This is a genomic window from Brevibacterium sp. CBA3109 (genome assembly GCF_040256645.1).
Classification (GTDB): Bacteria; Actinomycetota; Actinomycetes; order Actinomycetales; family Brevibacteriaceae; genus Brevibacterium; species Brevibacterium koreense.
In genome coordinates this window covers 1,275,573-1,296,990 of record NZ_CP158281.1, presented here as the reverse complement: position 1 = coordinate 1,296,990, position 21,418 = coordinate 1,275,573, and the positions used below count along the sequence as shown (strand labels likewise).

Genomic DNA, 21,418 nt, shown 5'->3' with positions numbered 1-21,418 from the left:
CGACCTTGCAGTTCACGGACGGCCGGGGACCCTCGCCATCCGCTTATGCTGGGAACATGGAAAACTATCCTGCCGAGTGGGAAGCGGATGTCGTCCTCCGCGACGGTGGCACCGCCCATCTGCGTCCGATCGTCCCTGCCGATGCCGAAGCCCTGTCGAAGATGCACGAGGCCCAGTCACCCGAGTCTGTCTATCTGCGTTTCTTCGCGCCGCTGCCTCGGCTGCCCAAACGCGACCTCGACCGGTTCGTCACCGTCGACTACCGTGACCGTGTTGCCATGGTCATGCTCGTCGGATCCGATATCATCGGGGTCGGCCGCTTCGACAAGATTTCGGCCACCTCCGCCGAGGTGGCCTTCAACATCGCCGATGCCCACCAGGGTCGCGGCATCGGCTCGATCCTCCTTGAACATCTCGCCGCCGCGGCCCGGGACCTGGGGATCCGAAAATTCACCGCCGAGGTGCTGCCTCAGAATCGACCGATGCTGCAGGTCTTCCAGGCCGCCGGCTACGAGGTCTCCCGCGGTTTCGACGACGGCGTCGTGGCCGTGAATTTCGACATCGACCCGACTGCGCGGTCGATCGAGGTTCAAGCCTCCCGGGAGCACCGTGCCGAGGCACTGAGCGTGCGCACGGTCCTTCACCCCACCTCGGTGGTGGTCATCGGTGCCAGCCGCAAACGCAAATCCACCGGTCATCTCCTCATCCGCAACATCACCTCGGCGAAGTTCACCGGCGACCTGTGGGTCGTCCACCCGGAAGCGGACCAGATCGCCGGAGTCCAGGCGTACCCGAGCCTGGGCGATCTGCCTGGCAAGGCAGACCTCGCCGTGATCGCGGTGCCTGCAGAGTCCGCCACCGAGGTGGTCCAGGAGTGCGCGGCCCACGGGGTCAAAGCGGTCCTCGTCATCTCCTCGGGCTTCGCCGAGACCGGTGAGGCCGGGGCCGAGCTGCAGCGCCAGATGGTCTCCACCGCCCGCGCCTACGGGATGCGCGTGGTCGGCCCGAACTCGTTCGGCCTCGTCAACGAGTCCGAGGAGATCTCCCTCAACGCATCCCTGGCCCCGTTCCTGCCGGCGTCGGGCACACTCGGCCTGTTCAGCCAGTCGGGCGCGCTGGGCACTGCCCTGCTGGCGGCCGCGAAGAAGCGCGGTCTCGGCATCTCCACGTTTGTCTCCGCAGGCAATCGTGCAGACCTCTCCGGCAACGACGTCCTCCAATATTGGGAGGAGGATCCTGCGACGAAGACCGTCGGCCTCTACCTCGAATCGATCGGCAACCCCCGCAAGTTCGCCCGTATCGCCCGCCGGGTCTCGCGCGTCAAACCGGTCGTCGTCATCAAATCCGACCTCACCGGCCGGGAGCTGCCACCCGGGCACATCGTGCGCACCTCGTCCCTGGCACCGAACACCCTCGATCAGGTGCTCGGGCAGGCCGGGGTGATCAGGGCGGATACGATCCACCAGCTCTTCGACCTAGCCCAGGTGTTCTCAACTCAGTCTCTGCCGGCAGGCAGGCGCCTGGGAGTCATCGGCAACTCGGCGGCGATGGCCACCCTCGTCGCCCAGCGCGCACGCGCGGAGGGTCTGCACGTCGAGGCCGAGCCGGTGTCGCTGCACCCGGAAGTCGAAGCCGAGACGTTCCAAGCGGAACTCGAGGCGATGTACTCCCGCGAGGACGTCGATTCTGTCGTCGTCACCTTCACCCCCTCGGCAGGGGCGCAGGAGTCCGAGATCGCCGCTCACCTCGCCGAGGTGGCCGCTCGTTCGAAGAAGACAACCGTGGCCTGCTTCCTCGGCATCCAGGGTGTCCAGGACGAACTGACCACCCACCTCAACGAAGGCGAAGGCTCGCGAGTCTCGCACACAGTGCCCAGTTACGTCGGCCCCGAGGATGCCGTGTGGTCTCTGGCCAGAGCCACCGATTATGCCCGCTGGCGAGGCGCCGACCACGGCCGCTTCCTTGAGGTCGAAGACCTCGACGACAAAGGGGTGCGATCGATCATCGAATCCGCACTCTCGAAGGCACAACCGGGCCGACCCCACCAGCTCGAGCGGGATCAGGCCAGGACTCTGCTGTCCTGCTATGGGATCGAGGTGCTGCCCCACATCACGGCTGCCTCGGTGGACGAGGCGCTGTCCGCCGCCGAAGAGATCGGCTATCCGGTCGCGCTCAAAGCCGTGTCGAGCACCCTGCGCCATCGGATGGAGCTGGGCGGCGTGCGGCTGAACATCGACTCACCAGAGGAGTTGCGCGAGGACTTCCAGGCGATCCAGGAGACCATCAGTACCCTCCTCGTCGATGAGGACCCTCGGGTCGACGTTCAGGCCATGGCGCCCCCGGGGGTGCCCTGCGTCATCCGCGCCGGCGAGGACCGACTGCTGGGGCCGCTGCTGTCGTTCTCCCTGGCCGGAGATACGACCGAGCTGCTCGGCGATGTCGAACATCGCGTGGCCCCACTGACGGACAAGGATGCCGAAGACATGATCCGATCGGTCAAGTCCTCGCCGAGGCTGTTCGGCTACCGGGGTCTGCCACCGGTGAACATCGCCCCCCTCAAAGACGTACTCGAACGCCTGTCGGTGCTCGTCGAGAGGCACCCGCAGATCCTCGAACTCGAAATCCACCCCATGGTCGCCACCGTGACCGGGGGACATCTGCTGAGCGTGAGGATTGATCTGCTCACCGACTCCACACGCATCGATTCAACGCGGAGACTGCTGAGCTGACACCTCCGAGGAATTGAGATATGCCTCATTGAGTGGGAACCGACTGGCAGTTTGGCGAGTCTTATACCAATTCTTCTCTATTGCAGGTAGTGTCTGTATCCGTTCGACACGAAACGTTATGAATTTGTGTTTTAGTATGTGGTCAAACATTGGCCATAGTCCATGGCCAACCGTTGGTCACCCACCGTCCACAAGGCACCAGCACCGCAGGTGCCACAAAAGAGTGAGGCCCGAAAGAAATGATTTCACGAAGAGACGTCGTCACCGACTCCGCAATAGCCGTCGTCGCCGAACAGGGAGTTCGTGGACTCACCCACAGGGCAGTCGATGCCCTTGCCGAGCTGCCCGTCGGCTCCACGTCGAATGTCTACCGCACCCGTGATGCACTGATCACCGGAATCATGGAGCGAATCGGAGAACTCAACTCCCAGCAGCTCGAGCGCCTGACGGACACGTTCCGTGCCGATACCAAGCCCGACCTGGAGATCGCCGTCGATTTCTGCATGAACTGGCTGACCACGGACCGCAACCGCTTCTACACGATGATCATGCTCAGCCTCGATCCCGCCCTTCCAGACGAAGCGTTGACTGCGAAGCAGAAGAATATGGCGAAATTCGAAGAGTTCGTCATCAGACTGGCCGATGTCGATGCTGAAGTGGCGCACACGATGAACAGCTCAGTGATAGGAATGATGGTCACCGAACTGATCGCAGGAACGGCCGATCGCGCCCACGTCGAAACGTTCATGGACCAATTCCTGACGTCGATTCCCAACACCGCGAACCAAGCCTGAACCTCTCTGCTGACACACTTCTGAAACCAGCCCAGAGCACCGGCGCGGGCACACGTGCGAACGACACGGACGCCTCGGAAATGCGGGCTTGAGCCGTAGAACTCAAATCGAACGCTAGAATCGACAGGTGCTCTCAGTTGTCGATGCCGAACCTCGGCGCGTGAGAGGGCACCCGGAGCGGAAAATTCGTGCGTCAAAGGAGTTCCATGACCGAAGGAAGAGTCATCGATGTCGACGTCTCGTCAGAGATGGAGAGTTCGTTTCTCGAATATGCGGTCTCGGTCATCCACTCTCGCGCCCTGCCCGATGCACGCGACGGTCTGAAGCCCGTCCAGCGTCGCATCGTCTACCAAATGGGCGACATGGGCCTGCGCCCCGAGCGCGGACATGTGAAGTCCTCTCGCATCGTCGGCGATGTCATGGGCAAGCTCCACCCCCACGGTGACACCGCGATCTACGATGCGCTGGTGCGCCTGAGCCAAAGCTTCATCATGCGTGTGCCGCTCGTCGACGGCCACGGAAACTTCGGTTCCCTCGACGACGGTCCTGCCGCCCCGCGCTACACGGAGGCCCGGCTGACTTCGGCCTCCATGCAGATGATCGCCGGCCTCGATGAGGACGTCGTCGACTTCGTCGGAAACTACGACAACACGCTCACTCAGCCCGAGGTTCTGCCCAGTGCGTTCCCGAACCTGCTCATCAACGGCACGTCCGGAATCGCCGTGGGCATGGCCACCAATATGGCTCCGCACAACCCGGGCGAGGTCATCGCCGCCTGCTGCCACCTGATCCGCAATCCAGAGGCCGGCCTGGCCGAGCTCATGCGCTTCGTCCCCGGCCCCGATCTGCCCACCGGTGGACGGATCATCGGCCTCGACGGGGTCCGTGAGGCGTACGAGACCGGTCGCGGAACGTTCCGCACCAGAGCCACAGTCTCGATCGAGAACATCAATGCCCGCCGCAAGGGCATCGTCGTCACCGAACTGCCCTACCTCGTGGGACCTGAGAAGGTCGTCTCGAAGGTCAAGGACGCTGTCGGCGCGAAGAAACTCACAGGCATCGCCTCGATCGACGACTACTCGGACCGCAAGAACGGAATGCGTCTGGTGATCGGCATCAAGAACGGGTTCAATCCAGAAGCCGTGCTCGCCGAGCTCTACCGGCAGACGCCGCTCGAAGAGTCGTTCAGCATCAACAGCGTCTGCCTCGTCGACGGTCAGCCGCGGACGCTGGGACTGCGCGAGCTGCTGACCGTCTACCTCGCCCACCGCATCGACGTCATTCGCCGCCGCACCGCGTTCCAGCTCCGCAAGGCCAAGGACCGCCTCCACCTCGTTGAGGGTCTGCTCATCGCGATCCTCGACATCGACGAGGTCATCCAGCTCATCCGCTCCTCCGACGATGCGGCCACAGCCCGCACTCGCCTGATGGACGTCTTCGAACTCTCGGAGCTCCAGGCCACCTACATCCTCGATCTGCAGCTGCGCAGGCTCACGAAGTTCTCGCGTATCGAGCTGGAGGCCGAGCGTGACGAACTGCGGAAGAAGATCGACTACCTCGAGGCGCTGCTCGCCGATGAGGCCAAGCTGCGTGAGCTCGTCGCCACAGAGCTCGAAGCAACGGCGGAGGCGATCGGCTCACCTCGGCGCACGGTTCTCATCGAAGGATCGATGAAGGAGCTCTCCGCCAAGGGCAAGAAAGCTCAGTCTGACCTCAAGATCGCCGACGCCCCCTGCCGGGTCCTCCTCTCGACCTCGGGGCGCATCGCCCGAACCGCTGATGCCTCGCCTTTGCAGAGGAACGGGAAGCGCTCGAGCCATGATGCGCTGCGTTCAGAGATCGTGTCGACAACTCAAGGCAAGGTCGGGGCGGTGACCTCAACAGGACGTCTGCACATGGTCGATGTCGTCGACCTGCCGGCTCTGCCACCGGCCGCAACACGTCCGAATGTCGCCGGCGGCGTCAAGATCGCTGACTACATGACGCTGGATAAGAACGAGACCATCCTCGGCCTCATCGACCTCGACGCCGAATTCGTCATCGGCACCGCAAGCGGTGTCGTCAAACGCGTATCCGTGGCCGCCCGGCCGAACAAGAGCGAATGGGAGGCGATCACGCTCAAGGGCAAGGACTCCGTCATCGGGGTCGCTCAGCCGAAGAACATCGATGAGTCCCTGGCCGTGTTCGTGACCTCGAACGCGCAGCTGCTGGCCTTCGATGCCTCGGGGCTGCGGGCCCAGGGCTGGAACGCCTCAGGTGTGGCGGGAATGAAGGTCGCCGCTGATGCGCGAGCCCTCTTCTTCGGCATGACTCCCAAGGAGGCCAAGACCGACGAAGAAGGGGACGCCGATACCAGCATCGGCACGTTCGCCGTAGTCACCGTCGCCAGCGGAGAGAATTTCTACGGCGCACCGTCATCATCGATTAAGGTCAGCGACTTCTCCGAGTACCCGACCAAGGGTCGTGCGACCGCGGGTGTGCGTGCCCACAAGTTCCTCAAGGGCGAGACCGAGCTGTCTCTGGCGTGGGTCGGTGACACGCCGCAGGCTGCTGCCCAGGCTGGCGGGGCTAGGACTCTTCCGGCCGAGATGTCCAAGCGCGATGCCACGGGCTCGCCCCTCGAGTCCAAGATCGATGTCATCGGAACGGTCCCCCGCCTCGGCGACGCCGAAGATGCTGCCGGAGACGGTGACACAGACGACAGCGGCGCGGGCGACGGCGCTGTTGCGGGGGCGGGCTCCGACGCTGGCTCGACTTCCTCAGGTGCGACGCGCAGCCAGGGGTTGGCGACGAGCTTCGACGAACTGGACCTCGACGTTGAGAATGGGCGTGATCTCGATGAGGCGAAGGAAGAGATCGCTCGCTCGAAGATCGACTCCGATGGCGCTGTCATCGTCTCCCATGACGATGACGACGACACGGCACTGTTCTGAGAAATTCGGTGCGAAAAGCCACCCTGCCGTCAAACGTGATTTCCATCACAGTCCACTTCACACGTGATATTCGCACTCGCAAAGACAACCACTGCAGCTGTACTACTTCCGACTAACGGTGCGTAGTGCAACCAGCGGTGCCGCGGGTGAGGTATGGGTATACGGGTACGTGCCGGTGTGTGACGCACACCGGTGTGCTGCGCGGCGGCGTCTGACTCAGCTTTCGTCGTCGTCGAGGTCCAGCTGCATCCGAGCAGCCGTTCCACGCTTCATCTCGCCGATGCCGGTCTCCCCCAACCCATGGAGTGAGAGAGATTCGCGTCGCTCGAACACATAGGCATCCGAAGCGGAGAGCACCCGAGCCGTGTCCTCATCGGTGAAGATCGTGCCCGGATCGGCCACAGCGGTCAGCCGGGCGGCCAGGTTGACACTCGACCCGAAGATGTCGCCCAGGCGAGACAGAACCCTGCCCCAGACGAAGCCGACGCGGGCCTGCGGCAGGTCCTCTGCCGCGCTCACACGCTCCATCAGCGTCATCGCGATCTCCGCTCCGCCCAGCGGCGTCTCGGCGGCGAAGAACACCTCATCGCCGACGGTCTTGATGACTCGACCGCCGCCGGTGGCCACGATGTTGTAGGCCATGCCCTGAAATTCCTGCACCAGATTCGCCAGCTGCCGCGGCTCCATCTTCTGTGACAAACGCGTATAGGAGACGAGGTCGATGAAGCCGACCGCACGCGCCAGCGGCATCGAGGAGTCGTACCAGCCCTGCCTGTTGTCGATGGCCAGACCATCGGAGACGTTGACATTGAGCCGACCCATCACCTCGGCGAGGTTGCGCCGCCACGAATATGTCAGCATCTTCTGCAGCGGGTCGACCATGTCCTCGACAACCTGCAGCGCGTCGCGTCTGGCCTCGGGGTCGGTCAGCCCCTTCTCCTCGGTGAGGAAGTCGACGAGAGTCTCCATCTGCCATACGACGAGACGGTCTGTGGTCTGTCCGATTGCGCGGGCCAGGGACAGAGCGGTGCCCTGATCGATGAGGCCCTCGGCCACGGGCTTGGCCCACATGCGCAGCGCATGGGCATCGCTGACCGTGTAGGCCTTCTCCTCCGCGTCCGTCTGAGACATGCCCAACGCACGCCACATCTTGCGAGCCGAGACCGTGGAGATGCCGCCGAGTTTCGCCGCTTCGCGCCGGTCGAGCACGCGTTTGCCGTCGAGCAGAATCTCCTCGAGCCGTTCGGCTGCGCTGCGGGTTTCGTAGATGGTGTCGTCCTCGTCTGCCTCGTCAGCCTCGTCGAGGATCTGCAGTGCCACGGTACGCGGATTGTTATGCAGTCCCCCGGAGAAGTCACCGGCCGCCTCATCGCCGGAGGCGCCTTGGTCATCCGCTTCCTCGTCGTCTGCCCACGGGACCGTCGGCATCACCGAGGTGGCAGGCAGGTCCTCGTCGCCGTGTTCGATCCCGTAGACAGAGGCAGGCGCTGAGGTGGCCGGCGGCTCGGCGGCGTTCGGTGACGAGCCAATCTGGTCATCCGTGATCACCGGAAACGAGTTCAGTCCCTGGTTCGAGTCGCCGGGTTGGTAGGAGTCCTCTGCGTCGGCCGCTCGGGGACTCCGTCCGCTGGAGTCCCGGGTGTCAGAAGACCCTTGAGCTTCGCTGCTGTCTCGCACCTCGACAGAATCGTGCTCTTCTGTCCCGACCGAATCTGTCCCGACCGAAACCCTCCCACCTGAAACTGTGGAGTTAGAATCGGCACCGTTCGAAGAGGTGCCGTCGGTGCCATCGGAATTGTCATCGGCAACGAGGTTGAATTCTGCGGTGAAGTCCGAGACACCCGTCATCTGCAACCCCCGGCTTCCGTCCCCAAGGATTGCGGCCCCGTAACGTGCCCGGCCGGTCGCAGGTGGTGGACGTCGCCTGCGCTGACACGGATGTCATTGTCGATGATGAGGTCGCCGCCGGCGTCGAGCCCGGTGGCACAACCGTGCAGGTTACTTCCGTCGGGGCGTTCGACCCTGACCTGCGTCCCAAGAGTCACCATGTTCGCACGCACCTCATTGCCGACTGTGCTGCGGCTGAAATCGTCATCGTCATACTCGACAAGCTTCCGGTAGGCAGGAATCAGTGTGCTCAGAATCGAGATTAACAAGTCTTCATGAGCAACTTCTGAACCGTCCGTGTCCTTCTCAATCGCAATGGAACTCGCGCTTTCGCGAGGCAGATCCTCACGGTGCAACCGCGTATTGATCCCCACCCCCAGAACGATTCGCGGCCCGGCCGGCAGCGGCTCGACTCGGGCGAGGATCCCGCAGAGCTTCTTCCCGTCCTTCGTCAGCACATCGTTGGGCCACTTGAGCACGGCAGGCACGCCCGCCTCGGCGATGGCGGCTCGCACGGCCTCACCGGCGATCAGAGGAACCCACCCCCACGAGTCGAAGACGGCACCCGGCTCCAGCAGAATCGAAAACGTCAGTGAACGGCCTGCCGGCACCGTCCAAGTCCGACCCAGTCGACCGTGTCCGGCGTTCTGATGATCGGTGCCGTAGACGCAGAACTGGCCAGGCACCTCGGCGAGGTCGATGCCGTCGGAGCTCGCGATCAGGCGCGTGCGATCGGTGGGAAAGTCGGTGAGCGTGGACTGTCCCCGCACCAGTGCAGCCAGTTCGTCGTTCGTCGACGGGCACACGTCGTCCCAGATGACTGCGGGTAAATCGATGCCGCGGACCGCTGCCTTGCGATGGAGGGATTCGACATCGACGAGGAGGGGAATGTGTTGGCTGTTCACCAGTCCACTTTAGATTCTTTTGGCGCGAGTGCACAATGATCGCACCGTGCGTCGTTATTGTGGAGTCATGACGGATACCCCACGTACAACAGCTGAGCGCATCGACGCTTTCACCCAGCGCCGGGATGCGGCCCACACCGGCAATGTGAAGTCGGTGGAGAACCAGCACAAACGCGGCAAGCAGACCGCCCGCGAACGCATCGAAGCGCTCCTCGACGAGGATTCGTTCCAGGAGATCGACGAATTCGCGCGCCACCACAACCACCAGTTCGGGATGGAGAACAACCGCCCCGACGGCGATGGTGTCGTGTGCGGTCTGGGCACGATCGAGGGCAAGACGGTGGCCGTGTTCGCTCACGACTTCACAGTCCTCGGCGGTTCCCTCGCCGAGGCGAATGGTCGCAAGATCGTCAAGGTCCAGAAGCTTGCCATCAAATTGGGCTGTCCCATCATCGGCATCAACGACTCCGGCGGCGCCCGCATCCAGGAGGGCGTGGGCTCGATCGCTCTGTTCGCGGAGATCTTCCGCCTCAACGTGGCCTCCTCCGGCGTGATCCCACAGATCTCACTCATCATGGGCCCCTCGGCCGGCGGTGCCGTGTACTCCCCCGCGCTCACCGACGTCACGATCATGGTCGATCAGACCAGCCACATGTACATCACCGGCCCCGACGTCATCAAGACCGTCACCGGCGAAGAGGTCGGCCATGAGGAACTCGGCGGCGGGCGCACGAACAACACCGTCTCCGGCAACGCCCACTACCTGGCCAGCGACGAGGACGATGCGCTGAACTATGTGCGCGATCTGCTCTCGTTCCTGCCGCAGAACAACCTCGATCCCGCCGATGCCGATGAGTTCGAATCGGACCTGTCAACCGGTCCCGCCGACGAGGCTCTGGATTCGCTCATGCCTGATTCACCCTCGCAGCCCTATGACATCCTCGACGTCGTCACGACTGTCCTCGATGACGCGGAATTCCTGCAGGTCTCGGAACTCTTCGCCCCGAACGTCGTGACCGGCTTCGGCCGTGTCGAAGGTGTCAGCGTCGGCGTCATCGCGAACCAACCGATGCAGCTGGCGGGAACATTGGACATCGACGCCTCGGAGAAGGCTGCCCGTTTCGTGCGCCTGGCCGATGCGTTCAACATTCCGATTCTCACCTTCGTCGACGTGCCCGGCTTCCTGCCCGGCACCGACCAGGAGTTCAGCGGCATCATCCGCCGCGGGGCCAAGCTCATCTACGCCTACGGTGAGGCGACAGTTCCCCTGATCACGCTCATCACCCGCAAGGCCTACGGCGGAGCGTACTGCGTCATGGGTTCCAAACAGTTGGGCGCCGACATCAACCTCGCATGGCCCAGTGCCCAGATTGCTGTCATGGGCGCTCAGGGTGCGGCGAATATCGTCTACCGGCGCAAGCTCAAGGCTGCCGGTGAAGCAGGAGAAGACGTCGATGCGCTGCGCGAGGAACTGATCCAGGACTACGAGGATGCGCTTCTCAACCCGTATCTGGCGGCCGAAGAGGGCTACATCGACGCGGTCATCAAGCCCAGCGAGACCAGGAACCGGATCGTTCGCGGGTTGCGGGCGCTGAAGAACAAGCATGTTGACGCTCCAGCGCGCAAGCACGGTAACATCCCACTATGAGCCAGGAAGCACAGGAGGCCACAGCCACCTCGGCTGAGGACCAGGCCCCAGCCACCTCGGTCGACGACCGAACACAGGTCAAAGCACACGACGGAGAACCCGTCAGCGATGACATGGCCAGCGCGGCAGCGGTTGCGGCAGTCGTGGCGATCCGCCAGGTGGCCCTTGCCTACGCTGCCAATCAAGCGGCGGCCGTGGACCAGATGGAGACGACGAAGCACGATCGTGCAGGGTTCAATGCTCCGCGCCGCAACGTGCGCCGACGCCTCCCCCAGACCTGGACGCAGACCCTGGGCCGTTGACAACTCGGCAGCTGACCGCAATGGGAAGCGCTGAGCAGTCAGACACACTGAGCAGTCACACACTTCGGGCGCCGACAGTTCTTCTGTCGGCGCCCGAAGTGTGTCAGCCCGCGTCCGCTCGTCGTAGGGACCACTTACCGTCGAGCGGACTGATTACAGCTGGTCCTCTCGATGACAAGTGGTCCCCACGGCACCACCGGCAAATCAGCGGCATCGCATCAGCTCACTTCAGCCGATACTGGTCCCTGTCCGGGTCATGCCCGTCCTCGACGGTGACCGTGCTCAAACGCTGTTGGCCGCGAACATTCGCCCTCGCTGAGGAGGATGCTGCGTCCGCACCAAGCGAACCATCCGCACCGAGCGGACCATCCGCACCGAGCGGACCATCCGCACGAAGCGAACCGTCCGTGGCGGCCGAGTCTTGCGCAGGGATCGTCACGCCTCGCGTCGGACCGCCCATGTCGTCACCGTAGACAGCTTCACCACGGGCCACCATTCCGGCGACATCGGAGAGCTTGAGCTGCGGCAGGAACCAGGCGAGGACGAAGGCGACGAGGAACACAGGCACCATGTACCAGAACGAGGGTGCCAAAGCATCCGCATAGGCGTTGACGACAAGGTCGTGGATGGGTCCGGGCAGCGAGGCGACGGACTCAGGGGTCATCGAGTCAGTGCTCGGACCTCCACTGCCTGCGCCACCGCCGGGGGCCTGCGACAACGCTTCACCGAGCTTGTCTGCCAGTCGGGAGGTGAAGATCGACCCGAACAGTGCCGTGCCCACAGCGGCACCGATCTCGCGGAAGTAGTTGTTCGTCGAGGTCGCGGTGCCCACCAGCTCCGGTGCCACGGAGTTCTGGATGACGAGGACGATGATCTGCATGACCAGGCCCAGACCGAAGCCCATGGTGAAGATCATGGCGCCGATGAGCACCATCGAGGTGTCGGCCGTCAGCGTGGTCATCCAAGCCAGGGCAATGCCGGCGATGAGGGTGCCGAAGAGCGGGTAGATCTTGTACTTGCCGGTCTTTGACACGATGAAGCCGGAGACGATCGAGGTCAGCATCACGCCGGCCATCATCGGGAGCATGAGCAGGCCGGAACCCGTCACATCGGTCCCAGATGCCATCTGCATGAACGTGGGCAGGAACGCCATTGCGGAGAACATGCCCAAACCCAGCAGCAGGCCGATGGCTGTGGAGAGGACGAAGGTCTTGTTCTTGAACAGGTTGATCGGGATGATCGGGTTGCTGACCTTGGACTCGACGTAGACGAAGACGAGGGCAGAGACCACCGTGCCGATGATCAGGGAGATGATGGTCGGCGAATTCCAGTCATAGTCGTGACCGCCCCAGCTGGTCACGAGGATCAGCTGCGAGGTCGCGGCCACCATGAAGATGATGCCGAGAACGTCGACCTTCTTATCCGACTTATGGCTCGGCAGCTTGAGTGCGAAGAGTGCGATGAAGAACGCGACGATGCCGATCGGGACATTGACCCAGAAGCACCAGCGCCAGTCCATGTGCTGTGTGAAGAATCCGCCCAGGACCGGGCCGAGCACGCTGGAGATTGCGAACAGGCCGCCGAGCGGACCCATGTATTTGCCACGTTCGCTGGCGGGAATGATGTCGGCGATGATGGCCTGCGACAGGATCATCAGACCGCCGCCGCCCAGACCCTGGAAGCCGCGCCAAGCGATGAGTTCCCAGAAGTTCTGTGCCATGCCGGACCCGAACGAGCCGACGACGAAGATCGCGATCGCGACGAGGAAGATGACCTTCCTGCCCCACATATCGCCGAATTTGCCATACAGCGGCATGACGATGGTCATCGCCAGCAGGTAGATGGTGACCAGCCATGCCTGATGCTCGACGCCGTCGAGTTCACCCACGATCGTCGGCATCGCCGTCGACACGATCGTCTGGTCAAGGGTTGCCAGGAACATGGCGGCCATGAGCGCGGAGAAGATCAGGACGATCGTCTTCCTGGTCAAGACGATCGGCGCCGTCTGCGCAGTTGCGGTTGCTGAACTCATGCGGACTCCTCCTCAAAAACATCTCGCAGCTCGTCGAACAGTTCTCTGATGACCAGGGCGGGGGCGCCCTCAACCTTGCGCAGACGCATGAACGTCGCCTTGATCGCCATCATCGCCAAGGCGGCAAGGGCCTCGGCCCGAGTGGAAACCGGTACGGCTTCGTCGTCATTGCAGTGACCGGAGTCGGTGCCGGCAGATGAGGAATCCATCGCCGAGGTGGCGCTGAGATTCTTCTCGGCCGCTGGGTTCTCGTCGACTGCGGGCGTTGCCGAGGCCGACGCTGCCCCGTCGAGACGACGTTGGATCATTTCCCGAAACAGGCGCTCGTTGTTGCCCATGCGCGACATCTGCACCTGCATCAGCGAGGGATCCTGCTTCATCAGCAGGTGATACTGATGCATCTCTTCGCGCTTGTTCAGACGCGTCCGCACCACCGAGGCCAGCAGGTGCTGGAGGTCGGCCAGGAGTCGTCCGTTCGGACCGCCGGCTTCGAAGGCGGCGATGTCGGGCTGATCCTCATCGTCGAAGACTGTGTCGGCACGGCCCAGCAGGGCTTCTTCTTTGCTTGAGAAGTAATTGAAGAAGGTGCGCCGGGAGACCCCGCAGCGTTCGCAGATGTCTTCGACGGTGACGTTGGTGTACCCGTTCTCGAGCGCCAGGTCGAGGGCAGCCTGGCGCAGAGCCTGACCGCGCTCGCGCTTCTTCCGCTGCCGCAGCCCCTCGGACTGGTCGGCGCAGCCGGTGGCGTCGGAAGGCTCGGTCGCGGCAGAGTCGGTGCGCGTGGATTCGCCGGAAGGTGTGGATTGCATAGCTACATTATTGCACCCAGTGCATTTTTGCCTCAAGTGCAACTAATGTGCTTTGCGGCACATTCCCAGCCCGCTCCCCGACTTCAATCGGTTCGCCAGCGCCCGGGCGCTGGAAGGTTATTCCTCAGTACCCGAGCTTCGCGTTCCTCAGCACCGGAATCGCCTCGGCGGCCTTGTCAGCTCCGGCAAGGTCCACCTCGACGACCTCGAGAGCCTCTTCACCCTCGAGTGAGGAGATGACATGACCGAAGGGATCGGAGACGAGACTGTGGCCGACACCTGTGGGCCCCTTCTTCGGCACCTCGACACCACTGACCTCGGGATCGGCCTGGCCGATGGCTGCCACGAACATGTTGGAGTCCAATGCCCGAGCACGGGTCAGAGTCTGCCACTGCTCGACCTTGCCAGTCCCAGCACCCCAAGAGGCGGCGACGATAGCGAGTTTGGCACCACGACGGCTGACCTCGGCGAACAGCTTCGGGAAGCGGATGTCGTAGCAGAGTGTCAGCCCTACGCTCTCACCGCCAAGGTCGATGACGACGGGATCCTCACCGGGGACGACGGTGTCGGATTCCTTGAAACCGAAGGCATCGTAGAGATGGATCTTCGCATAGTCGCGGCGTTCACCCTGCGGCGGGTAGACGGCAAGCAGGTTGATCACCTTCTCACCTGAGGTCGCGAACTCGCCCACGATGACGGTGATTCCGGTGTCGGCCGCCAGCTGGGCCATCGCAGCCCGCCACGACACGGTGTTCGCCTCGGCGACTTCGCGCAAGCCGGGACCGAACGCGGACATCGTGGCCTCGGGGAAGACGACGAACTCGGCTCCGGCCTCAGCGGCCTTGTGCGTGTAGTCCCGAACCTTGTCGAGGTTGTCCGCAACTGTGGTGGTGGAATTGATCTGCGCGAGTGCGAATTTCATGGCCAGTCCTTGCGATCCGGGAGTGTCAACGATGCGTTCAGGCTATCGCGATCACGCGGGCGGAGAAACCTCCACCCAGCTGAGAGGGACCTCAGTGCAGGTATTCGCGGCCGGGACGGCCACCTCGGCGACGGCCGTGGACGATGTAGTACACGACCATCCCGAGGGCCACAAGCACGGCACAGAGCATGAACATGCCGTTGCCGCCGGTCAGCGGCATGATGGCGCCGAGGATGATCGGGCCGATCCCCGACCCCGCGTCGAGGAGGAGGAAGAACGAGGCCGTGGCCACCGGCACCCGCGACATCGGTACGGATTTCACGGTGATCGCCTGCATGCACGGCATCAGCGACCCGAAGCCCAGGCCGACGAAGACGCCGGCGAGGATGATTCCCGTCATCGTCGGCCACATCGCCAGCAGAATGTTGCCGACGAGGTTGAAGACGAAGACAGGATAGATGACGAAGTTGTCGCCGAGAGTGTCCTGCAGGCGACCGACGAACAGTCGCGCAACCAGTGACGCCACCGCGAAGGCGACGAAGAACAGGGATGCAGCGCTCGCAACACCGTTGTCCGCGGCATAGCCGGCCAGGAACACCAGGGCCGCTGCATAGGCGGTACCGGCGATGAGCATGATCGACCCGATGCGCAGACCATCGCGATCGACGAGCGTGCTGATCTTCAGATGCCATTTGGTCCGGCGCTGGTAATCGCTGAGTTCCTGCTTGGGCAGCTTGATGCCGACGCAGAGGATGAAGGCGACGAGCGACATGAACGCTGAGGCGCCGAAGAGCATCGGGAAGTCGTAGGCACGCGGGAGAACTACACCCAGATAGGGTCCCAGAGCGGTGGACAGCGTTGTTGCGGTACCGAAGTATCCGGTGCCCTCACCTCGGCGAGAGGCCGGGATGACGCTTTGGATCGCGGTCATGATGGCTGTGTTGCCGGCCCCGAAGGCGATGCCGTGGATGATGCGGATGGCGAAGAGCCAGACCAGGGTGTCGGCGAAGATGTAGGCCACAGAGGCGAGGATCGAGACCGCCATCGTGATGATGAGCAACTTCCGGCGACCGATGAAGTCGAGGTACTTTCCGGTCAGCACACGGGCTGCGACGGCGCCCACGACGAAGGACGAGGACGCGAACCCAGCAGCTGCTTCACCAGCGGAGAACCTGGCGACGGCATAGCCGGCCATAGACGTCATGAGGAGGTAGAACACCATCGCCATCGACAGGTTGAGACCGATGCCGACGACGAAGTCCTTGGTCCATAGCTGTGCCCGTGCCACTGAAGATCAGTCTCACTTCCTGTTGAATGATGCGTCCAGTCCCCCGGGGGTGCCGCTGAGATGGGTGATCTGCTGTGATGGCCCATCGGCTGTGATCGACTGATCCGCTGAGATCGAGGCGGGAACCTATCCATGCTATCCGGTGGCTCCTGTCGCTGGCGCCCCACCGCGGAGTGATCTTGCTCTAGTCGTCCGTCAACAACCACCCGATCTCCTGGCCGAATATGAGTCGACGCGGCCGGGCTGTGGGTCCAAATCGACACAAGCTGGTGTGTTCTCAGTCATATAGGGTGAGAGACATGACCCAGAAGAGAACCCCCTCGGCCATTGACGCCGTCGCTGAAGAATACGTCGACAGATCACTTGCACTCTCCCCCTCCCTCGCCCTCTACCTCGGTCTCGACGGCGCGACGGGTTTCGATGACTTCTCCCCCGCTGGTCTGGCTGCCGCCAACGATCTCACCGTGGAGACCCTGGCCAAGCTCACAGAGGCTGAGAAGTCAGCAGACCTCGACGACGTCGACCTCGTCACCATCGATGCGATGCGCGACCGGCTGACCGTGGATCGCGACTATTTCGAGGCCGGCCTCGATCATTCGAGTCTCAACGTCATCGAGTCTCCCTTGCAGTCCATCCGCGATGCCTTCGATCTCATGCCCACCGAGACCACCCACGACTGGGAGACGGCCTGCACCACGATGGCGGCGGTTCCAACTTCGGTCGCCGGCTACCAGGAGTCCCTGTCCCTGGCCAAGAGCCGCGGCCAGGTATCCGCCCGCATCCAGGTCGAGAAGGTCATCGAACAGGCTCGCACACTGGCCGAACCCGGCAGCAACTTCGACCAGCTCATCGCCGGGGCCACCGCTGTTCCGTCGTCGTTGCGTGAGCAGCTGAACACCCACGCCGAGGCGGCCCGTGAGTCGTTTGCCCACCTTGCCGATTTCCTCAGCTCGGAGCTGCTCCCGGCAGCGCCGGAGAATGAGGCCTGCGGTCGTGAGGCCTACGCTCTGCACTCCCGGAACTTCCTCGGTGCCGAGGTCGACTTCGACGAGACCTATGCGTGGGGACTCGATGAACTTGCCCGCATCGATGCCGAGCAGCGTGAGGTCGCAGCCGCGATCCAACCCGGTGCCGATCTGTTCGAGGTCATGGAGACGCTGAACAATGATCCCGAGCGGACCCTGCACGGAGCCGACGGGCTGCGTGAGTGGATGCAGAAGGTCGCCGACGAGGCGATCACGGAGCTCGGGAAGTCCCATTTCGACATTCCCGAGCCCGTGACCACGATCGAATGCATGATCGCACCTTCGGCCACCGGAGGCATCTACTACACCGGACCCACCGACGACTTCTCCCGCCCGGGACGCATGTGGTGGTCGGTGCCCGAAGGTGTCACCGAGTTCGCCACCTGGCAGGAGAAGACCACCGTCTATCACGAAGGCGTGCCGGGCCATCATCTGCAGGTCGGCCAGGCCACGTATGTCTCTGACACCCTCAACCGCTGGCGCCGGCTCATGTGCTGGGTCTCCGGGCATGGTGAGGGCTGGGCCCTCTACGCCGAGAAGCTCATGGCCGACCTCGGCTTCATGGATGACCCAGGTGACTACCTGGGCATGCTCGACTCGCAGCGTCTGCGTGCCGCACGAGTGGTCCTCGACATCGGCTTCCACCTGGGACTCGACGCCCCGGCCAGCCTCGGCGGAGGAGTCTGGAACCGGGAGAAGGCATGGCAGTTCCTCACAGACAATGTCGCCATGGACCGCAGCTTCCTCGCATTCGAGCTCGACCGGTACCTCGGTTGGCCCGGGCAGGCCCCAAGCTACAAGATCGGTCAGCGGCTGTGGGAGCAGTTCCGTGACGAGGCCAAGGCCGAAGCCGGAGCAGACTTCGACCTCAAGGCATTCCACACCAAGGCCCTCAACCTGGGATCGGTCGGCCTGGACACCCTGGGCCGAGCCATGAAGCGCTGAACTTCGGCACGAGGCTGAGTGGTGCTGAGATGCTGATGAACACTGGTGGGAGAATGACCTGGTGAAGAACAATGGCAGTCCGCGCAGCGATGGCCCGCGCTCTGAGACCGTGCGGGTCACCGAGGTGCTGCGCGACGAGATCATCGACGGCGTCAGGCTGCCCGGCAGCAGACTGGTCGAGCGGAATCTAGCGACGGAGCTCGGTGTCAGTCGTGTGCCGATCCGCGAAGCCCTCAAACAGCTCGCCGCTGAAGGGTTGGTGGCGAATCGGCCCAACACCTGGTCAACGGTGCGCGAGTTCTCCCCCAGTGACATCGCCGACCTCAACGAGGTGCGGACGGTCTTTGACATCCTGTCCTTCGAACTCGCCGCGCAACGGCATAATCGGGAGGGTCTGGCCAAGCTCGAAGCCACGCTGGCCAAGGGCAAGGAACTGTCGAAAGCCGGTGACGTGGTCGGCGCCCATCGCTCGGCGGCGGACTTCCATGCCATTGTCACCGAGCTCTCCGGCAACCGGCTCCTGACCGAGATCGGTGAGCTCCTCGACTCCCGCATGCGCTGGCAGCTGAGCCAGCACGACGACCTCGATTTCGTCGCCACGGAGCACGCCCAGCTCTATGATGCGATCGCCCATCGAGATCAGGCGAAGGTCAGAGATCTGGCTGCCCGCCACCTCGGGGCGAGTCAGGACCAGCACGACAAGCACAAGGAACGCCTCGCCAAGGCCGTCGACGAGGGACGCGAATCAGGCGAGGACTGACATCACGCAGCGGAGAAGGGCCACCCGCTCAGCTGCTTCGGACGGGCCGGCGCGTAGGTGCGGACCTTCGAGGTCTTCAGCCCCAGCCCCACGAGTGATTCGGCCAGTTTCACTGCGGCGGTGACCCCGTCGACGACGGGGACATCGCAGCGTTCGACGATGACCTGCTTGAGGTCGGCCAATCCCCCGCACCCGAGGACGATGGCCTCTGCACGGTCACGTTCGACCGCCTCGGCGGCCTGATCGGCGATCGCTTCGACGGCGCGCTCGGGCTGATTCTCCAGCTCGAGCACGGCCATTCCCGAAGCCCTCACCGAGGTGCAGTGAGCGTTCAGTCCGGCCAAAAGGAGCCGGTCCTCGATGAGCGGAACGGTGCGATCAAGCGTCGTGACGACCGCGTACCTGTGGCCGAGGAACATCGCCAGGGCGGCCCCCGCCTCGGTGATGTCGATAACGGGCACGTCGAGGAGTTCCTGCAGTCCTTCGCGCGCATGCTCGCCGTACCCGGCCTGGATGACGGCATCGAAGCTCCCCTGGTATTTCATCACCGCATCCATGACCCCCAGCGCCGCAAGGTAGCTTTCGACGTTGCCTTCGCAGGATTCGGCTCCGAAGTTGGGAGTCAGCGCAATGGTCTCGGTGGTCGCCGAGGCGGCCTCCCGTGCCGCACGGGCGATGCCCTCGGTCATTGACTCAGTTGTATTCACGTTGACGACGAGAATTTTCATGATGAGCTCTCAATCAGTGAGTGGTGGGGACGGCGATCTCTTCGCCATCGACCTCACGGAAGGTGAAGTTGCGACGGGCGATGATGAAGTAGATGACCGCGGCGATGCCTGCCCCGCTGAACCAGGAGAACTCGGAGAATCCGGCGAATGCGGGAACCAGGGCGAAGACAAGTGAGATGAGGGCGGCCGGGATGAAGGCTCCGATGGCGCGCCAGTTGATCCCACGGTGGTAGAAGTACTCGCCGTCGTTGGCTTCGGTGTAGAGCTGGGGAACGTTGACTTTCGTCTTCCGGATCACCCAGTAGTCGACCATGATGACGCCGAACAGGGGTCCCAGCAGTGCGCCGAGTCCGCCCAGGAAGTAGACGATGACGACCGGTGAGTCGTAGAGATTCCACGGCAGGATGACGAAGCCGATGACCGCACTGATGATTGCCGCGCTGCGGAAGTTGAGGTAGCGCGGAAACATGTTCGTCAACGCGTAGGTCGGGGCGACGAAGTTGGCCATGAGGTTGACCGCGACCGTGAGGATCAGCAGGGCCAGGGAAGCCAGCGCCAGCAGGATCGGATTGCCGATGGTCTGCACGATGTCGGCTGGTGAGGTGATGACCGTGCCGTCGATCGTGTACTGAGCACCGGCCAGAGAGATGACGACGAGGCCGAAGACCAGCATATTGATCGGAATGCCCCAGAAGTTGCCGACGACGATCGACCCCTTGTTCTTGGCTGCGCGGGTGAAGTCAGAGAAATTGAGGACGAAGGTGCCGTAGATCGCGACCCACAGGGGCCCTCCGCCGAGGATGTGCATCCACATCGGCCAACCGGACAGGGCACCGTCTCGGGCCCAGGAAATGGAGAAGTCGACGCGAGCGAGCATCCAGATGGCCAGCGAGACGAAGGTGACGAGGATGATCGGCCCGGCGATCGCCTCATATCTGCGGATCATCTCCATGCCATAGCTGACGATGATGACCTGGACGATCCAGAGCAGAGTGAACGAGAACCAGCCCAGCCCGGAGAGACCGAGGAACTCGACCTCGGCCCACGACTGGAAGCCGGGCACAAGGGTGATGAGCAAGACGCCCAGGACACTGGAGGCCAGGTAGGTCTGGATGCCGAACCAGGCGATGGCGACGATGCCACGCACCGAGGCTGCAAGCTGCGCACCGTGGATGCCGAAGGCGATGCGGCTCATCACGGGATAGGGCACCCCGGTCTTGTGGCCCATGAAGCCGGAGAGCGTCAGCAGGAAGAAGAGCAGGCCGGCACCGACGAGAAGTGCGACGAGGATCTGCCAGGCACCGAGGCCGAGCGCGAAGAGTCCGAAGGCGAAGCCGTAGTTGCCGAGTGAGTGGACGTCATTGGCCCAGAGGGTGAAGACGCTGTAAGCGGTCCAGCTGCGCCCTTCTTTTCGACTCGGCGCCAGATCCGAGTTGTAGAACCGTGGGCTGATGTGATGAGCCGCCAACTGCTCGGGGCTCGGCCCCATCCACTTGGGCGCGGAGTCCTGTGTGGCCTCAGTCTTTGCCATGGGGGTCCCTCACATCTGAAAAGCACACCCCTGGGATACCACATGTCGGATCACAGCGCTGTGGTGGTGATTTCTGTCCCGGTCAGCGTAACCTGAGTCACAGATCACACGCAATGGACCTGCTCGGAAATCCACGCTGAAATGCTCTACGACAACGGTTGCGCGGGACACAAGATCGCT

At 63.2% G+C, this 21,418-nt stretch carries 15 protein-coding genes; 7 read left to right on the top strand and 8 right to left on the bottom strand.

Going from position 1 to position 21,418, the window contains the following annotated elements; translation table 11 throughout:
• Nucleotides 1–56 precede the first annotated feature (56 nt).
• From AAFP32_RS05980 to AAFP32_RS05970, 3 genes are all read left to right on the top strand, one after another.
• On the top strand, nucleotides 57–2,729 hold the full coding sequence (locus tag AAFP32_RS05980; RefSeq protein ID WP_350271041.1) for a GNAT family N-acetyltransferase: 2,673 nt from the start codon (nucleotides 57–59) through the stop codon (nucleotides 2,727–2,729).
• Nucleotides 2,730–2,968: 239 nt separating this feature from the next.
• Nucleotides 2,969–3,523 (top strand): TetR family transcriptional regulator, encoded by a 555-nt coding sequence (locus AAFP32_RS05975; RefSeq protein WP_350271040.1) that lies wholly within the window; start codon nucleotides 2,969–2,971, stop codon nucleotides 3,521–3,523.
• Between the two features lie 206 nt (nucleotides 3,524–3,729).
• Nucleotides 3,730–6,456: a DNA topoisomerase IV subunit A gene (locus AAFP32_RS05970; RefSeq protein WP_350271039.1), complete on the top strand. Its 2,727-nt coding sequence runs from the start codon at nucleotides 3,730–3,732 to the stop codon at nucleotides 6,454–6,456.
• 216 nt (nucleotides 6,457–6,672) lie between these two features.
• Here the strand turns inward: AAFP32_RS05970 and AAFP32_RS05965 are convergent, their stop codons facing one another.
• Together AAFP32_RS05965 and AAFP32_RS05960 are read right to left on the bottom strand one after the other, a co-directional pair.
• Nucleotides 6,673–8,304 carry an adenylate/guanylate cyclase domain-containing protein gene (locus AAFP32_RS05965; RefSeq protein ID WP_350271038.1) on the bottom strand — a complete coding sequence of 544 codons (1,632 nt, stop codon included), beginning with the start codon at nucleotides 8,302–8,304 and terminating at the stop codon, nucleotides 6,673–6,675.
• Complete coding sequence (locus AAFP32_RS05960; RefSeq protein WP_350271037.1) at nucleotides 8,301–9,248, bottom strand: biotin--[acetyl-CoA-carboxylase] ligase; 948 nt, start codon at nucleotides 9,246–9,248, stop codon at nucleotides 8,301–8,303. The genes AAFP32_RS05965 and AAFP32_RS05960 overlap by 4 nt, the downstream gene beginning before the upstream one ends.
• 67 nt (nucleotides 9,249–9,315) lie before the next feature.
• Between AAFP32_RS05960 and AAFP32_RS05955 the strand changes: the two genes are divergently transcribed.
• Nucleotides 9,316–10,896 carry an acyl-CoA carboxylase subunit beta gene (locus AAFP32_RS05955; RefSeq protein WP_350271036.1) on the top strand — a complete coding sequence of 527 codons (1,581 nt, stop codon included), beginning with the start codon at nucleotides 9,316–9,318 and terminating at the stop codon, nucleotides 10,894–10,896.
• Nucleotides 10,893–11,198 carry a hypothetical protein gene (locus AAFP32_RS05950; RefSeq protein ID WP_350271035.1) on the top strand — a complete coding sequence of 102 codons (306 nt, stop codon included), beginning with the start codon at nucleotides 10,893–10,895 and terminating at the stop codon, nucleotides 11,196–11,198. Before AAFP32_RS05955 ends, AAFP32_RS05950 begins: the two co-directional genes overlap by 4 nt.
• A 223-nt stretch (nucleotides 11,199–11,421) precedes the next feature.
• Here AAFP32_RS05950 and AAFP32_RS05945 read toward each other — a convergent pair whose 3' ends face one another.
• From AAFP32_RS05945 to AAFP32_RS05930, 4 genes are all read right to left on the bottom strand, one after another.
• Entirely contained in the window at nucleotides 11,422–13,230 is a 1,809-nt protein-coding gene (locus AAFP32_RS05945; RefSeq protein ID WP_350271034.1) for an MDR family MFS transporter, read from the bottom strand.
• Entirely contained in the window at nucleotides 13,227–14,039 is an 813-nt protein-coding gene (locus AAFP32_RS05940) for a TetR/AcrR family transcriptional regulator (RefSeq protein ID WP_350271033.1), read from the bottom strand. Before AAFP32_RS05940 ends, AAFP32_RS05945 begins: the two co-directional genes overlap by 4 nt.
• Before the next feature lie 124 nt (nucleotides 14,040–14,163).
• Entirely contained in the window at nucleotides 14,164–14,961 is a 798-nt protein-coding gene (locus tag AAFP32_RS05935) for a carbon-nitrogen hydrolase family protein (RefSeq protein ID WP_350271032.1), read from the bottom strand.
• Between the two features lie 91 nt (nucleotides 14,962–15,052).
• Entirely contained in the window at nucleotides 15,053–16,249 is a 1,197-nt protein-coding gene (locus tag AAFP32_RS05930; RefSeq protein WP_350271031.1) for an MFS transporter, read from the bottom strand.
• Between the two features lie 299 nt (nucleotides 16,250–16,548).
• On the opposite strand from AAFP32_RS05930, the gene AAFP32_RS05925 reads away from it, so the two are divergent.
• Nucleotides 16,549–18,219, top strand: a complete 1,671-nt coding sequence (locus AAFP32_RS05925) for a DUF885 domain-containing protein (protein WP_350271030.1) — start codon at nucleotides 16,549–16,551, stop codon at nucleotides 18,217–18,219.
• Nucleotides 18,220–18,280: 61 nt separating this feature from the next.
• Nucleotides 18,281–18,979 carry a GntR family transcriptional regulator gene (locus AAFP32_RS05920; protein ID WP_350271029.1) on the top strand — a complete coding sequence of 233 codons (699 nt, stop codon included), beginning with the start codon at nucleotides 18,281–18,283 and terminating at the stop codon, nucleotides 18,977–18,979.
• A gap of 2 nt (nucleotides 18,980–18,981) precedes the next feature.
• On the opposite strand, the gene AAFP32_RS05915 is transcribed toward AAFP32_RS05920, so the two are convergent.
• Both AAFP32_RS05915 and AAFP32_RS05910 read right to left on the bottom strand, forming a co-directional pair.
• Entirely contained in the window at nucleotides 18,982–19,707 is a 726-nt protein-coding gene (locus tag AAFP32_RS05915; RefSeq protein ID WP_350271028.1) for an aspartate/glutamate racemase family protein, read from the bottom strand.
• 13 nt (nucleotides 19,708–19,720) lie between these two features.
• Nucleotides 19,721–21,238, bottom strand: coding sequence for an NCS1 family nucleobase:cation symporter-1 (locus AAFP32_RS05910; protein WP_420883385.1), 1,518 nt, complete (start codon nucleotides 21,236–21,238; stop codon nucleotides 19,721–19,723).
• Between the last annotated feature and the right edge of the window lie 180 nt (nucleotides 21,239–21,418).